The following is a 15716-nucleotide window of genomic DNA, read 5'->3' on the forward strand; positions in this document are numbered from 1 at the left end:
CTTTTTCTGAGAAATGATGTCACAATTACAGAGTTTAGCGATATAGTTTTTAGTATGACGAAAGTGATCAGTCATTACACACTGAAAGCATGACACTAAAGGAGATCTATTACGATCATGTCTGCCACTCCATTAACTGGAAAAGCTCTACTCCAAAAGGTCAAGGAACTCTCTGAAGCGCCTCGCCGTGAGACGGCCAAGCAATGCGGATACTTCACCAAAAGCAAAACCGGAAGTATCCGGGTTAACTTGACTGAATTTTATGACGCTGTCTTAGCCGCAAAAGGCGTTGCCCTTGATCCAGATGGTGCGAAAGATGGACGGGGTCGAGAACCGACCTATCGGGTGAGTGTTCATAAAAACGGTCAGATTGTCATTGGTTCGACGTATACCAATGCCATGGGATTACAACCCGGTGATGAATTTGAAATCAAGTTGGGCTATAAGCATATCAAGCTCAATAAGCTTGACGAAAATGGTACCGTCGCTGATAACGACGATAACTAAGATGCGATAGCGCATCAGCACAATAGCCGATTTGTTTGAGATGAAGGTGTTCTCCGGTTTGGGGAATGCCTTTTCCTGTGTAGTGCGAAGGGGCAAAATCTCGATGACGCGATCGCCCCCCAATCTATAGCCTAAAAATATCCCACCATGGGGGATATTCCCCTGGTTTGGGGTCGAGAATCTTGCCACTTTTTCCCCGTTTAACCGGAATTCTCCCCAGGAGAAGTACCGCAAAAACTGGCCAGGCGTGGGCATCTCCTCCCCCCAGAGGATGCTTTTGATTCGCCCGGCCAACCGATTAAAAACGCACCCTAAACTTTGACAAGCTGTCAAAGTTTAGGGTGCAGAAGATTATGATGCTGGCATCCTCCACAAAAGACACCCTGATCGCACCGCTGACCTCGTGCGATCGGGGTTTGTTGATCATCCTTAGATCACCCATAAATGTCGTTAGCGACAGCGTCCCCCAGACCCCGCCTCGACATCTGAACAGGGATGATCCGGAACCGCATCACCCGTATCGCGATAGGGGCGCACCTTCACATCCTGCACCTGACTCCGCGCTGTAATCGGGTAGCGAGTTCCCGATGGTGCATGGACATTGGCCACCCACTCGTACACCGAGGCATTGCCGCCCAAGGGTGCAGGGATGAAATCATTATTCCGGCGCTGCATTGTGCGGACATGGACGAGATGGGTGCAGTTTTCCACGGCAGGGGTTCCGGCGATATCTTTCTGGGAACAGTTGCGATCGAAAATCGAATTGCGCACAATCACATTCCGATGGCGCACATTTCCCCCATCAAAATCCGATGCCACATAGATTGCCCCAGAGGTTTCATTCCCCGCTGTGTTTTGGCTGAAGGTGGTGGCGTTGATCACCACCCGGCTGTTTAATCCGGTAGAGAGCACCATCGCACCGCCGGCGGTTTCGTTTTTGCGCGGATCGGGGACGCGCCCAGCGGCATTGCCCACAAAGGTAACCCGATTGAGGTTGAGGTTGAGGTTGGCATTGCGCCCCCCTGCCCACAGGGCCCCCCCTTCTTGATCGGCTCCATTGTTGGCAAAGACCACATCCGTGAGGCTGGCGGTAGACTGTCCCCCGGCATGGGCAAGGCGAATCGCGCCACCGCTGCCGATGCCGGTGCTGGGATTTAAGAGGGCTTCGTTATTGACGAAGGTGGAGTTGCGCACCGTCACATTGACCCCGTTGCCGTGGGAGAGGAATGCTGCGCCGCCTTCGTGTTCGGCTTGGTTCCCTGCAAAGCGACTGTCTTGAATCAGGATGGGGCTGCGTTTATTCAGGGTGTCGTAGGTATAGAGAGCGCCGCCGCTACCGTCTAGGCCATTGCCTCGGCGGGTGCGATTGTTGAGGAGGGTTGATCCGGTGAGGCGGAGATCGCTGGTGTTGGTGAGGATGGCTCCGCCTTGGGCGGCGGTGTTGCCTCGGAAGGTGCTGTTTTTGAGGTTGAGGGTGGCTTTGTAATTACCACAGATGGCCCCGCCACGCACGCCGGAGTTATTTTCAAAGGTGACATTGTCGGTGGTGAGGGTTCCGAAGGTGATGTGGACGGCTCCCCCTTCGCAACTCATGTTGTTTTGGCGGTTGCGGACGTTGCCGTTGGTGAGGGTGAGGTTTTCGAGGCTGAGGTTTTTGGTGGTGCGGAAGATGCGGGTGCGATCGCGACCGTCGAGGGTGAGGTTGGGGCTGTTCGCTCCGTTGAAGGTGAGGGCTTTGTTGAGTTGTAGCTCATTGCTGAGGGGGATGGTGCTGTTGGCGGGACAGTTGAAGGTGATGGTGCCGTTGTCGGGGGTGTCGGCGATCGCCGCTCGCAACCCGGCTTCATTACATTGGGTGACGGGAACGGCTTGGGCGGTGGCGAATGGATTAGCGATCGCTCCGATCACACCGGCACAAAGGAGGGCAAGGGAAACAGGAGGTTGTGGGTGGAGGCCGTTTAAAACGTGAAACATAGTCAAAAATAATCGGGTTGGAGCGGGATGAAAGACAGCACTTCATCATAGTCGTGTCTTCGGTCATTATGGAAGGAATTCGCGCTCCTCCCCTGGAGGCAGTCGGCCAATTTCTCAGCTGGGCTACAGAAGATTACGGAAAAAATAATTCAATTTAATGGAATTATCTTGCCAGCTTACGAGAAAATACGCAATTCACCGGAAGACCCTCGCCTTCAATTCCCTTGTGGATTTCCTCGTTATTGCCCCCGTTTCCCCCTGAATGGTGCTTTTTTTGGTAGTGCGTCAAAATGATGTGGGTTTGGTAAAGTAGAGGAATCGTTACCACTGCACTAAAACTATGGAATGTCGGCTCTGCGGTCATCCCAAAACCCACAAACACGGCAAAATGCCCAATGGTCATCAACGCTACTTCTGCCCTCACTGCCAGCAAACCTTTGCCGAGAGTTTTGACACCCTCTACTACTATCGCCATGTTACTCCGGAGCAGATTGAGCAAGTACTTCAAGCCCACAGTGAAGGCACTAGCTTGCGAGGAGTCAGCCGCATCAGCGGATTAGCCTATAACACCGTGGTCAGTATTATTCGTGCCGCCAGTGCTAAAGCTTTGCTGGTTCATAACGACCAAGTGCAGGGCGTGGAAACGGAGGACGTGAGTGCTGATGAGATGTGGTCATTCGTGAAAAAAAAACAAACAATGCTTGCCCGAAGAAGTTGAAGTAGGCGATTGCTGGATTGCGATGAGTTTGGCAGATTCGAGCGGGTTAATCTTGACAGCACGAGTGGGGAAACACACCGATGAACTGATTGAAGAACTGGTGGTGAGCACGGAGGGAAAGACCCATTGCCAGCAATGGAATAGTGACAACTGGGGAGGATATGAGCGGGTACTGCCGCTGGAAATTGAGCACTACATTGGCAAAGACCAAACGCAACGGTTGGAGCGTACCAATGGAATTATCAGGCAGCAGACGGGTAGGTGGCATCGACGACAGAACAAGTTTGGCAAACTGTGGCAGCAGACAAAGGTGACGGTGCGTTTAGTGGTGAGTTATTTCAACTGGATCTGGCAGCACAGTCGCTACAAGAGCACGGCGGCACAACGAGCAGGATTGACTGACCATCGCTGGAGTTGGCAGGATATCCTCTCCTTCCCCACAATAATCTAATGCACTACCCTTTTTTTCGAGGGGTGGCATTCCTAGAGGATGGTTTGAATCGGTGTCGCCGCGCTGATTGCTCTTTTTTTTACCTATTTTTAAAATGGGACGGCATCGGATTGACTGCTGTGGCAGGATTGCCGGGGTTTAAGACTTTATAACCAATGGCTGAGATAGGCACAGATAAAGGCACTGCCAAGGGGGACGGTGAGGTTATCAATCCCCAGTTGGGCGATCGCTTCAAGGCCGGTGGCGGCGATCGCAACTCCGAACGCCACCAGCCACACCGAGCCAGTCGCGCCATAGACTGCCGTGAGGATCAGACCAGTGACAAGGAGGCTCGCGATCGCCATCGTCCCCGTCCCTTCCATACTTTTACGATTGCCCCACAGGTGGTAGGGATGCCGTCCGAAGCGTTGACCGATAATCGCCGCCAGACCATCCCCCCAGGCCATGATTAAAATGCCGATCACGGCGAAATGGGCGCGATCGGGAAAAAAGCAGGCGGCAACCACGCCAATGCTCACCGCATAGAAGAAAGTGCCGAGACTTTTGCGCCCGACGCTATTAATACTGGGCAAAATTGGCAACACATAGGAAACCAAGGCGATGATACTGGCCACCACCGACGCACCGATAATCTCCCAGGCGGGGATCTGGAGCCACCAAGCCAAGAGGAGCACTTGACCCGCGCCGATGTGGACGATTTTGCGGGAGGTTTCCGGGCTGGTGTGGCGGAAGCGGTTGAGACTTTCGGCGATCGCAACCAACATGACAAGATAAAGAGCAACCCCACTCATGGGCATCAGATCAGCAGTCGGCATGGTCACGCATGGATAAACGACGGGTTGATTGTGGTTACTGCGAGTGATGGGGTAGTTACCCCGACCCTAGACCTATGAAAGCATTATTATTAACCTTAATTCGCGGCTATCGTCTGCTGCTCTCGCCCCTGTGGTTGCCCACCTGTCGCTTTCACCCCACCTGTTCCCAATATGCCCTGACGGCCATTGAACGCTTTGGACCGGGGCGGGGCGGGCTGTTGGCGGTGCGTCGCATTGCCCGCTGTCATCCCTTCCATCCGGGGGGTTATGATCCCGTCCCGCTAGCAGAAGATGTCTCTCATCCTCAGGATTCCCAACCATGAAACCCTATCAACAGATTGCGATCGCTGACTGTGGCGAACCCCTCGTGCCGATTCCCCGTGGTGGTCCCTATCACGGGAATCCCGATCAATTCTTCATGGAGTCACCCTCGCTCCATCCCTACGTGAAATTGGGAGCCGATTATGGAGGAAAATCGCCGTATTTTTTGCGCTCTGGAGTTTTAGCTGCGTTGCAGGTGGCCCAAGCTGAGTTATGTAGGGTTCGTCCTGATTTAATGTTTCAGATTTTTGATGCCTATCGCCCTGTGGCAGTGCAGCAATTCATGGTGGACTATACCTATCAGAAGTTGCTCAAGGCGCGATCGCTCTCAGCCGACCACCTCACCGCCGCCCAACAAGCCGAAATCTGGGACGAAGTCCATCAATTTTGGGCCGCCCCCAGCCTCGACCCCGCCACGCCGCCCCCCCACAGCACCGGGGCCGCCGTCGATCTCACCCTCGCGATTACGCGAGGCTGCAAGGTCGAAATGGGCGGCGCCATTGACGAAATCTCCCCCCGTTCCCACCCCGACTACTACGCCACCGCCACCACCCCAACAGAGCGCAGCTACCGCCGGCTCCGTACCCAGCTGCGCGATGTGATGGAGCGGGCGGGGTTTCGGCAACATCCGAATGAGTGGTGGCACTTTTGTTTAGGGGATCAAATGTGGGTCTGGTTGAATCAGCAGGATTCGCAACAGCCTAACCCACCCCAGCAGGCGCGATATGGCCGTTGTGAGTGAGCCAAAATTCACCCCATAAACCCCCGTTGATTGGCCCTCATCCCCGGCCCTTCTCCCCCAGGAGAAGGGAGTCCAACGCCCTCGCCTGGGGGAGAGGGTTGGGTGAGGGGTTTGAGGCAGGTGAGTGAGCGATCGCACAGATCCGATATTCTAGAAAGGATAGAGTCAAGAGTTAACGTTAACAGTCGCTATGCTTGCACCTAGACGAGTTTTTGTCCTCCTCATCAATGCGGGTACAGAAAATGAGGGCATCCACACCATCCAAATGGGAGGGCAAAATAAAATCTTGATGTTTGAAGATGAAGAAGACGCGGCCCGGTATGCCCTACTCTTAGAAGCCCAGGATTTTCCCACGCCCACGGTTGAAGAGTTTCCCGCCGAAGAAATTGAAGAGTTTTGTCAAGAAGCGGGCTATGAGTTTGAAGTCGTCGAGTCGGGGCGTTTAGAAATTCCCCCGGAAGCCAATGTGGATCATCCCCAAACGGTGCTCGACGAGACGACAAAACCGACCCCACCCACCGAGGATGTGCCAGAACGGGAGCGGGCCGGGGAGATGACCGATGCTGAACTCGAAGCCCAACGCCGTTTTTTAGAAGGACTGCTATAACCCCACCATGGAGAATTCAACCTCACGCGGGCATCTCCTCACGGAGCAAAACAACCCCAGGAGTCAAACCCTCGATCAACTCAGTGCGGCGGAATTGGTGGATTTGTTTAACGCAGAGGATGCCCGCACCCTAGAGGCGATCGCCGCTGCCCGCCTCGACCTCGCCGCCGCCATTGACCTCACTGCCGCTGCCCTGGCGGCGGGGGGTCGTTTGTTCTATGTGGGGGCGGGAACCAGTGGCCGCTTGGGGGTGTTGGATGCGGCGGAATGTCCCCCCACGTTTTGCACGCCGCCGGAGTTGGTGCAGGGGATTTTAGCCGGAGGGGCGGGGGCGATGTTTAAAAGCTCCGAGGCCTTGGAGGATCGTGCTGAGGATGGCGCAGCGGCGATCGCAGACCACGGCATTACCGCCCAGGATGTGGTGGTGGGGATCACCGCTGGGGGCACAACGCCCTACGTCCATGGGGCATTGGGCGCGGCGCGATCGCAGGGAGCCAAAACGATTTTTCTCGCCTGCGTCCCCGCTGAGCAAGTGCCCTGTGAGGCCGATGTAAATCTGCGCCTCCTGGTGGGGCCGGAAATTCTCGCCGGGTCAACGCGCCTCAAAGCCGGAACCGTGACGAAACTCGCCCTCAATATCCTTTCCACAGCGGTGATGGTGAAACTGGGCAAAGTCTACGGCAACCGGATGATCGACGTGGCAGTGACGAATACGAAACTGCGCGATCGCGCCCTGCGCATCCTCCAAGACCTGACGGAGTTGGATCGCCCTGCCGCCGAAACCCTCCTCGATGCCAGTGGCCAATGGGTGAAACTCGCCCTCCTCATGCATTGGGGCAACGTCGATGCTGAGCGGGGCCGCCACCTCCTCGCTGCCCACGACAATCACCTCCGCAACGCCCTGGCCGCTGCCTAACTTGTAGCCCTTTCCCATTCAACGCTAGGCTAGAGAAGCTTTCCGCACCCGCCCTCTAAATTTTATGTTTAGTCATTCAGAAGCGATCGCCACCCTTGCCATCATCGCCGTTGCCTCCGGATTCTTAATCTGGGGGTATAACCGCGCCAAGCCCTACGGCAAACTGGGCGTTCTCGCCTGGTTACAATCCGTCGTCCTGATCGCCCCGTGGCTTGTCTTTTTCGGCCTCGTTGCCTTGGGGGTTTATATCAACTTTGTGTTGATTATTCTGCTCCTCGTCGGGTCATCGGGGGTGTATATCTACCTCGGTAATCGACTCCGGGCCGAAGGTCAAGACGAAATCATCCGCCAACGCGCCGCCCAACGCCTTGCCGCCGAAGCGGGCGAAACCGCCGCCGATGACAGCACCGCCTCCACCGCTCTGAATCTTGAACCGGACACCTCCCCGATTCCCGTCGAAGACCTCCAAACCATCAAGGGCATTTTCGGGATTGACACCTTTTTTGCCACGGAAACCATCGCCTACCAAGACGGGGCGATTTTTCGCGGCAATCTGCGGGGGGAACCGGACAGGGTGCACGATCGCCTCTCGACTAAATTAACCGACCTCTGCGGCGAACAATACCGCCTCTTCCTCGTGGAAAGTCCCGACGGTAAACCCATCGTCATCGTCCTCCCCAGCCGCAACGACCCCCAACCGATGACCCTGGGCCAGAAAAATCTCGCGATCGTGCTGCTCGTCGCCACCCTCGCCACCAGCATCGAAGCCGCCAGCCTCCTGCTGGGCTTTGATTGGTTTAGCGATCTCGGTCGTTATTGGGAACCGATCCCCATTGCCCTGGGCTTGTGGATCATCCTTGGTGCCCATGAATTCGGCCATTGGTTCTACGCCCAACGCTACAACATCAAACTAAGCTGGCCCTTTTTCCTCCCCAGTTGGCAGATCGGCACGTTCGGCAGCATCACCCGTTTTGAATCCCTCGTGCCCCACCGTTCTGCTCTGTTTGATGTGGCGATCGCTGGCCCCGCCCTGGGGGGGTTGCTCTCGTTTTTGATGTTGATGACCGGCCTCGTCCTCTCCCATCCCGGCAGTCTGTTTAAACTTCCCACCCAATTTTTCCAAGGCTCGATCCTCGTCGGCACCTTGGCGAAAACGATTTTAGGGAGTCAGTTAGAAAATGCGATCGTTGATATCCATCCCCTCACGGTGATCGGTTGGCTCGGCCTCGTAATCACGGCCCTGAACCTGATGCCCGCCGGTCAACTGGACGGCGGCCGCATCGTCCAAGCCATCTATGGCCGCAAAACCGCCCGCCGCACGACGATCGCCACCCTTGTTGTCCTCGGCATCGTCGCCATCTTCAACGCCGCCAACCCGATCCCCCTCTATTGGGGCATCGTCATCCTCTTCGTCCAGCGCGACCTCGAACGCCCTAGCCTCAACGAACTCACCGAACCCAACGACGCTCGCGCTGCCCTCGGCCTCCTCGCCCTTTTCCTGATGTTGGCGACCCTGATCCCCCTCAGCCCCGGCCTTGCTGGTCGCCTGGGGATTGGGTAAGGGCGATCCAAGCGGGCCCGGTTGGTTAAGCTACTGCTTATACACAGCCCCCAAATACTGACCTAACGTGCGATTGATCCCCCTAAATCCCCCTTTTTAAGGGGGACTTTTTCTGATTCCCCCCTTAAAAAAGGAGGCTAGGGGGGATCACGATAGTGTTGGAACTTGAGATTGATTTATGTATAAGCAGTAGGTTGGTTAAGGGGGGCGCGGCAAAATTAATGATCGCGGCTGTGCTGGCCTTGATACGCTAGAAACTATCAACAGGCGCGATCGCTGGCAGCACTGGCAGCACAGGAATTGAACACAGAACAACTCAAGCAACTCGAACAGGATCTTTGGTCGGCGGCGGATAGTCTCCGTGCTAATTCTGACCTGAAGGCATCGGAATATGGCACGCCGGTTTTAGGGTTGATTTTCCTTAAGTTTGCGGATATTAACTATCGCCGCCACGAGGAGGCGATTAATCAAGAGTTTGAGAAATTCAAGGGGAAACGGCGCGAAAAGCCAATCCACGAAATCGCGATCGCTCGCTGTGGGTTTTATCTGCCGGATTTTGCCCGCTATCAGTATTTATTGAACCTGCCGGAAGATGGCCAGATTGCCACAGCGATCGAGCGGGCGATGGAAGCGATCGAGGAGTACAAGCCAGAATTGGCGGGCAGTTTGCCGAAGGACGAATATCACCGCCTGACGCGCACCCCGGAAACCCAACGGCTGCCGGTGGATTTACTCAAAAAGTTCGACAATATCCCGGATGATGCGACGGGGGATGTGTTCGGGCAGATTTACGAGTATTTTTTGGGTAAGTTTGCGTTGGCGGAAGGTCAGGGCGGGGGGGAGTTTTTCACGCCGCGATCGGTGGTGCGGTTGATGGTGGAGATTATCGAACCCCACGGCGGGACGGTGTTTGATCCGGCCTGCGGGTCGGGGGGAATGTTTGTGCAGTCGGCGGATTTTATCGCGAAGCATCGCCAGGAAATGGAGGCGCAGGGCAAGGATACGAGTGTGTATGTGTATGGTCAGGAGAAGCAGGGCGAGACGGTGAAGCTGGCGCGAATGAATTTGGCGGTGAACGGGTTACGGGGCGAGATTGCCCCAGCGATTACCTATTACACGGATGTGTTTGATTCGTTTGGTCGGTTTGATTATGTGTTGGCGAATCCGCCGTTTAATGTGGATGATGTGTCGCTGGAGGCGGTGAAGGACGATCGCCGCTTCAATACCTATGGTATTCCCCAGAATAAGACGAAAAAGAAGAAGTCGGAGCAGGCGAAGGAGACGGTTCCCAATGCGAATTATCTCTGGATTAATCTCTTTGCTACGTCGTTGAAGGAGCCGAACGATCGCACCTCTGGCGGGCGGGCGGCGTTGGTGATGGCGAATTCGGCTTCGGATGCGCGACATTCAGAGGCGGAGATTCGCCGGACGTTAATCGAGCAAAACCTGATTTACGGAATGTTAACGTTGCCGTCGAATATGTTCTACACGGTGACGCTCCCGGCGACGCTGTGGTTTTTCGACAAGGGCAAGACGGACGATCGCATCTTGTTTATCGATGCGCGAAATATTTTCACGCAGGTGGATCGGGCGCATCGGGTGTTTACGGAGGAGCAGATCCAAAATATCGCGATCATCAGTCGCTTACACAAGGGGCGGCGCGATGAGTTTCTGGGCTTAATCGATCGCTATTTTACGGCGGGGATGGAGCCGTTACGCCGCAACAAGGCGGAGGCGGCGAAGGTGGCGGTGAAGTTGGTGGATGCGTTGGCTGAGATGCTGGTGAAGAGGACGATCGCGGATTTGCTGTTGGTGTGGGATGGGTTGGATCGGTTGGAGTCGGAGTATGGGGATTATCGGGCGGCTTCTGTGGGGGCATCGGTGGAGGTTCGCAATGATTTACAGTGGCAGTTCCGGGCGGGGTTTGGGGCGTTTTTCGGACGGTTACACGGGGCGTTAAAAATGGTGGATTGGGCGGTGCGGGATTTGCCGGGGACAACGAAGTCATTAAAGGGGGAGTTGGAGGCGTTACACCAGGAGGTGAAGGCGGCGGAGGGGTTCTTTTTGCAGGTGGGCTGGTTACAGGATCGGTTCCCGGCGGCGCAATATGAGGATGTGGTGGGGTTGTGTAAGTTGGCGACTCTGGAGGAAATTAAGGAACAAGATTTTTCGTTGAATCCGGGGCGATATGTGGGGGTTGTGATTGAGGAAGACGGGAAGACTGAGGAGGAGTTTATTGATGAGTTAGCAGAAATGCATAATTCATTAGCTTTGCTTAGTTCAAACTCTTTACAATTAACCCAAACAATAAAAAAAAACATCAAGCTATTGATTGATGAATAATGAAAAAAGTACGTAAGGATTCAGGTACTTGAAACGCAGTCACAGCAAGGCTTTCAAAATCGAGGTGAGTTCTAAACTAACAGTTCATTCTCAATAATTACGCAAGACTAGGGGTTACAGCCTTATTTATTGAGAATAACAAAATAGCTCAAAATAGCTGAAACCCATACTGAGCAGTGCTTACAGCCAAATCCTCATGACCTGAATGCTTACAAAAGTACATTCTAAAAAACTGGGTGAATTATGCTCAATTATTGATTGTGAGCATAAAACTGCACCTACACAGGAAGAAGGAATACCCTTGATCAGAACTCCGAATATAGGTCAGGGCAGACTAATACTTGATAAGGTACAGCGAATATCTGAAAGCACGTTTTCTAAATGGACAAGACGAGGTGAGCCTATGCCAGGAGACCTCATTATGGCTAGGGAAGCACCCGTTGGAAACGTTGGGCTAATTGTTTCAGGACAGCGAGTTTGTCTTGGACAAAGAACCGTTTTAATTCGCGTGACTAGCGATGAGTTAGATCCTGCTTTTTTAGCTTATCTTCTCAATAGTCCTACTGTTAAAGGCTACATTGTCCTTCTTTCAACTGGTGCGACAGTTGGACATCTCAATGTCACTGATATCAGAAAGTTATCTTTACCGCCACTTCCACCGATCGCAACTCAACGAAAGATCGCGGCGATACTGACGGCTTATGATGACTTGATCGAGACGAATAAACGCCGCATCGCCCTACTCGAAAAGATGGCCGAGGAAATCTACCGCGAATGGTTCGTCCGGTTGCGCTTCCCCGGCTACCAAAACACCAAATTCGTTAAAGGCATCCCGGAAGGCTGGGAAGTTAAACGCTTGGATGCAATACTTGAACTTGCTTATGGAAAAGCACTAAAAGAAGCGGATAGAGAGGCGGGTAAATTTTATGTTTATGGATCTGGTGGGATTATAGGCTCACACTCAAAAGCACTCGTCGAAAATCCGGGAATTATTGTTGGAAGAAAAGGTAATGTCGGGGCTGTTTACTTTTCAGACCGTGGATTTTTCCCAATTGATACGGTTTTCTATGTTGTCTCTAAACTTCCATTGACTTATTTGTTTTTTCTACTGCGATCAATGAACTTCATCAATAATGATGCAGCAGTACCAGGATTAAATAGAAAGCAGGCTTATTCTAATCAGTTTTTCTATCCAGGTATTGAGCTAATAACTAAGTTTTCTAATCTCATCTCTCCGATTTTTGATCTAAAATATCAGCTCCAGCAGCAAAACGAAAACCTCACAAAAACCCGCGATCTTCTTTTGCCTCGGCTCATTTCTGGTAAACTTTCCGTCGAACATCTCGACATCCAAACCCCACCTAGCATGACCCCGTAAACCCATGCCCAACTTCATCAGCGAAGACGACATCGAACAAGCCACCCTCGATCGCCTCAAACACCACGGCTACCACACCCTCAACTGCTACACCCCAAAACCCGAAACCCTCAACGACCAATCCCACCGCACCGACAAACGCGACGTGATCTTCCGCGATCGCCTCCGAACCGCCGCGATCGCCCTGAACCCAGAAATTCCCCCAGAGGCGATCGACACCGCCCTGAAACAACTGTGCGATCGTCGCCAAACTCAGAATGCGATCGATGCAAACCGCGAACTTGATAACCTGATTCGTGACGGCATCCCAATTGAATATAAAAAAGATCGAAGCAGCGATCGGAGACGGACAAAACGCGATCGGGTGAGAGTGATTGACTTTGATCGCCCCGAAAATAATCAATTTCTCGCCGTTTCCCAACTCTGGATACAAAGCACCGGAACCGCCGCCACCGCCAGCTATCGCCGCCCCGATATTTTGATTTATATCAACGGCCTGCCCCTCGTGTTTATCGAACTCAAAAACGCCAACCGCCCACTCCGCACCGCCTACGACGACAACCTCATCAACTATAAACACGACATCCCCCAACTCTTTCTCACCAACGCCCTCTGTATTCTCAGTAATGCGATCGAAACCCGCCTGGGTAGCTATACCGCCACCTGGGAATACTTCTTTCAATGGTTGCGCCCCGAAGACGAAACCGAAAAAATCGATCGCCAACAGATCCGCGACACCGGCACCAGCCTCGATCGCCTCATTGACGGACTCCTCGCCCCCGCCAAACTCCTCGACTATCTCGAAAACTTTATTCTCTACAACGACAACCCAGGCAAAACCCAGAAAATCATCGCCCAAAATCACCAATTTATCGGCGTGAATAAAGGCTTTGAGAAATTCCAGCATCGCGCCGAATGTGCGGGCAAACTGGGAGTCTTTTGGCATACCCAAGGCTCCGGAAAAAGCTACTCGATGATTTTTTATGCCCGTAAAATTTTCCGCAAATGCACCGGGAACTATAGCTTTGTCGTCGTCACCGATCGCGAAGACCTCGACGGCCAGATTTATAAAACCTTCCTCCACACCAACACCGTCAGCAAAGCCAACGCCGCCCAACCCAAAGACAGCCAACAACTGCGGGACTTTCTCAGCCAAAACAAACGCCTGATCTTTACCCTGATTCATAAATTTCGCTACGACAAAGGCGAAAAATACCCGCTCCTGAGCGATCGCAACGACATCATCGTGATCGTCGATGAAGCCCACCGCACCCAATACAAAACCCTCGCTGAAAATATGCGCGCTGGCCTGCCCAATGCTCAATATCTCGCCTTCACGGGTACGCCATTGTTGGGGCGCGATCGTAAAACAAACGAATGGTTTGGGGATTATGTTTCGGAATATAACTTCAGCCAATCCATGGACGACGGCGCAACCGTGCCGCTGTTTTATAACAAGCGCGTCCCCGAAGTCACCAACCAAAACGAAGACCTCAGCGACGAATTTAACGAAATCATTGAAGACGAAAACCTCAGCGAGGCCCAACAGGAAAAACTCGAACGCCAATTTTCCACCACCCTCGCCATTATTAAACGTGATGATCGGTTAGAAGCGATCGCCCGCGATATTGTCTACCACTTCCCTCGGCGCGGCTACCTCGGTAAAGCAATGGCGATCGCTGTCGATAAATTCACCGCCGTGAAACTGTATGACAAAGTGCAGCGTCTCTGGAAAGCCGAACTCAAACAGCTACGCGGCCACATCAAACACAGCACCAACGACCTAGAAAAAAAACGACTCAAACACCGCCTCGACTATATGCGCGATGTTGAAATGGCCGTCGTCGTCAGCGCCGAAAATGGCGAAGCGGAAAAATTCACCGCCCAAGGTCTCGACATTCGCCCCCACCGCGATCGCATGATTCAGCGCGACATCGAAGCCGAATTTAAAGACCCCAACCACCCGCTGCAACTGGTTTTCGTCTGTGCCATGTGGCTGACGGGTTTTGATGCGCCCACCATCTCGACCCTGTATCTCGACAAACCCCAAAAAGGCCACACCCTGATGCAAACCATCGCCCGCGCCAACCGGGTCACCTCCCACCGCATCCACGGCATCGACAAGAAAAACGGCGAAATCGTCGATTATTACGGCGTTTTCGGACGACTCAAACAAGCCGTTAAGGATTACGGCCAAGGCAGCGACGGCCTTGATGCTGTTCCGGTGCAGGACAAAACCGCCCTGTTTGCGCTGCTCGATGAAGCGATCGCACGGGGGCGGGCCTTTTTAAGCGATCGTCATATCGATATTGATACCGTCCTCACTGCCGATAACATCTCCCAAAATCTCCACCTGTGCGACAGTTGGGCGAATACGATCATTGTCCCCGATGAATCGCGCCGCTCTTTTAAAGTATTCGAGAACACGATCACCGCGCTTTACGAAGCCTGCAAACCGGAAATTCTCGGTCGGCCCATCGTGCGTCAGGTGGCGCTGTTTCAATACCTACGCGGCATCCTCGATGGCCTCGCCCAACGCCAAGACATCGATCTCGCCACCCAAAAAATTAACGAACTGCTCGATGAAAGCATTGTGGTCAATAGCCAGCAGTTCGATCGCGCCAAAGCATTCACCGACAGCTATCAGATTCAAAAACGGGGCAAGGTGTGGGATCTGAGCCAAATCGATTTTGAAAAACTTCAGCAAGAATTTCGTCAGACCACCTATAAAAATATTGCGATCGCTGACCTTCGCGCCTTCCTCGAAGCCAAACTCGCGCAAATGCTCACCGAAAACCGCACCCGCCGCGCCTTTGCCGATCGACTCCAGAACATCATCGAAAACTACAACGCCCAAAGCAGCGATGCGGACACCAATTTTGAGGAACTCGTTAAATTTGCCGCAACTTTGCGCGAAGAAGGCGATCGCCACATCCGCCTCGGCCTCACTGAAGACGAACTCGAAATCTACGACCTCCTCTGCACGGATAAACTCACCAAAGCCGACGAAAAAAAAGTCCGCCTCGCGGCCAAAGCTCTCCTGCAACGTTTAACCGCAGCACAGCCCAAAATATTAGTGCAGGACTGGTACAAAGACAGTCAAACCCGAACCCAGGTTCGCAACGCAGTAGACGCGGTACTCGACGAGCATCTCCCGGAAGAGAGCTACGATCAAGCCCTCTTCTTTGAGAAGCGCGACAAGGTGTTTGACCTCACCCTAGACTTGGCAATCAATCGCCAGAAATGGGCGGCATGACCTCCCAAAGCAAAACTCCCCGCCGAGGCGAGGGAGAGGAAGAAACGTTCAGGGTGTATCTGTAACAGGTCTACGCGCTGCTGGGGAGCGATTCCGGACTACAGGGGGATTGATGGCGCGATCGCTG

At 53.5% G+C, this 15716-nt stretch carries 12 protein-coding genes; 10 read left to right on the forward strand and 2 right to left on the reverse strand.

Annotated elements, in window-relative coordinates:
- Window positions 1–117: 117 nt before the first annotated feature.
- The gene (locus SPI6313_RS07500) at window positions 118–507 is read left to right on the forward strand and encodes an AbrB family transcriptional regulator (RefSeq protein ID WP_175551093.1); all 390 of its coding nucleotides are present in this window, start codon (window positions 118–120) and stop codon (window positions 505–507) included.
- A 450-nt stretch (window positions 508–957) separates the two neighbouring features.
- Here SPI6313_RS07500 and SPI6313_RS07505 read toward each other — a convergent pair whose 3' ends face one another.
- The gene (locus SPI6313_RS07505) at window positions 958–2481 is read right to left on the reverse strand and encodes a hypothetical protein (protein WP_072620437.1); all 1524 of its coding nucleotides are present in this window, start codon (window positions 2479–2481) and stop codon (window positions 958–960) included.
- 340 nt (window positions 2482–2821) lie between these two features.
- Here SPI6313_RS07505 and SPI6313_RS22270 point away from each other — a divergent pair.
- Window positions 2822–3650 (forward strand): IS1 family transposase gene (locus tag SPI6313_RS22270; RefSeq protein ID WP_139276489.1). Its coding sequence is split into 2 segments (ribosomal slippage): window positions 2822–3172 and window positions 3174–3650, totalling 828 coding nucleotides; the frame shifts between segments, so codons are not numbered across the junction.
- 146 nt (window positions 3651–3796) lie between these two features.
- Here the strand turns inward: SPI6313_RS22270 and SPI6313_RS07520 are convergent.
- Complete coding sequence (locus tag SPI6313_RS07520; protein ID WP_072620438.1) at window positions 3797–4465, reverse strand: diacylglycerol/polyprenol kinase family protein; 669 nt, start codon at window positions 4463–4465, stop codon at window positions 3797–3799.
- 74 nt (window positions 4466–4539) lie between these two features.
- On the opposite strand from SPI6313_RS07520, the gene yidD reads away from it, so the two are divergent.
- The 8 genes from yidD (at window position 4540) to SPI6313_RS07560 (ending at window position 15589) form a co-directional block, all read left to right on the forward strand.
- The gene (gene yidD / locus SPI6313_RS07525; RefSeq protein WP_072620439.1) at window positions 4540–4788 is read left to right on the forward strand and encodes a membrane protein insertion efficiency factor YidD; all 249 of its coding nucleotides are present in this window, start codon (window positions 4540–4542) and stop codon (window positions 4786–4788) included.
- Window positions 4785–5528, forward strand: coding sequence for a M15 family metallopeptidase (locus SPI6313_RS07530; RefSeq protein ID WP_072620440.1), 744 nt, complete (start codon window positions 4785–4787; stop codon window positions 5526–5528). Before yidD ends, SPI6313_RS07530 begins: the two co-directional genes overlap by 4 nt.
- A gap of 190 nt (window positions 5529–5718) precedes the next feature.
- The gene (locus tag SPI6313_RS07535) at window positions 5719–6135 is read left to right on the forward strand and encodes a DUF3110 domain-containing protein (RefSeq protein WP_072620441.1); all 417 of its coding nucleotides are present in this window, start codon (window positions 5719–5721) and stop codon (window positions 6133–6135) included.
- 7 nt (window positions 6136–6142) lie between these two features.
- A complete protein-coding gene (gene murQ, locus SPI6313_RS07540; RefSeq protein WP_072620442.1) occupies window positions 6143–7051 on the forward strand; it encodes an N-acetylmuramic acid 6-phosphate etherase in 909 nt (302 codons plus the stop codon).
- Window positions 7052–7115: 64 nt separating this feature from the next.
- Complete coding sequence (locus SPI6313_RS07545) at window positions 7116–8612, forward strand: site-2 protease family protein (protein ID WP_072620443.1); 1497 nt, start codon at window positions 7116–7118, stop codon at window positions 8610–8612.
- Window positions 8613–8912: 300 nt separating this feature from the next.
- Window positions 8913–10955, forward strand: coding sequence for a type I restriction-modification system subunit M (locus SPI6313_RS07550; RefSeq protein ID WP_072620444.1), 2043 nt, complete (start codon window positions 8913–8915; stop codon window positions 10953–10955).
- A gap of 205 nt (window positions 10956–11160) precedes the next feature.
- A complete protein-coding gene (locus SPI6313_RS07555; protein ID WP_072620445.1) occupies window positions 11161–12333 on the forward strand; it encodes a restriction endonuclease subunit S in 1173 nt (390 codons plus the stop codon).
- A gap of 4 nt (window positions 12334–12337) precedes the next feature.
- Window positions 12338–15589, forward strand: a complete 3252-nt coding sequence (locus SPI6313_RS07560; protein WP_072620446.1) for a type I restriction endonuclease subunit R — start codon at window positions 12338–12340, stop codon at window positions 15587–15589.
- The last annotated feature ends 127 nt before the right edge of the window (window positions 15590–15716 follow it).

The organism is Spirulina major PCC 6313 (assembly GCF_001890765.1).
In the GTDB taxonomy this organism is placed as follows: Bacteria; Cyanobacteriota; Cyanobacteriia; order Cyanobacteriales; family Spirulinaceae; genus Spirulina; species Spirulina major.

Coding starts and splice junctions, on each gene's coding strand:
- SPI6313_RS07530 (WP_072620440.1), top strand. CDS start 4,785: ATGAAACCCTATCAACAGATTGCGATCGCTGACTGTGGCGAACCCCTC.
- SPI6313_RS07545 (WP_072620443.1), top strand. CDS start 7,116: ATGTTTAGTCATTCAGAAGCGATCGCCACCCTTGCCATCATCGCCGTT.
- murQ (WP_072620442.1), top strand. CDS start 6,143: ATGGAGAATTCAACCTCACGCGGGCATCTCCTCACGGAGCAAAACAAC.
- SPI6313_RS07500 (WP_175551093.1), top strand. CDS start 118: ATGTCTGCCACTCCATTAACTGGAAAAGCTCTACTCCAAAAGGTCAAG.
- SPI6313_RS07520 (WP_072620438.1), bottom strand. CDS start 4,465: ATGCCGACTGCTGATCTGATGCCCATGAGTGGGGTTGCTCTTTATCTT.
- SPI6313_RS07535 (WP_072620441.1), top strand. CDS start 5,719: ATGCTTGCACCTAGACGAGTTTTTGTCCTCCTCATCAATGCGGGTACA.
- SPI6313_RS07555 (WP_072620445.1), top strand. CDS start 11,161: ATGCTTACAAAAGTACATTCTAAAAAACTGGGTGAATTATGCTCAATT.
- SPI6313_RS07560 (WP_072620446.1), top strand. CDS start 12,338: ATGCCCAACTTCATCAGCGAAGACGACATCGAACAAGCCACCCTCGAT.
- yidD (WP_072620439.1), top strand. CDS start 4,540: ATGAAAGCATTATTATTAACCTTAATTCGCGGCTATCGTCTGCTGCTC.
- SPI6313_RS07505 (WP_072620437.1), bottom strand. CDS start 2,481: ATGTTTCACGTTTTAAACGGCCTCCACCCACAACCTCCTGTTTCCCTT.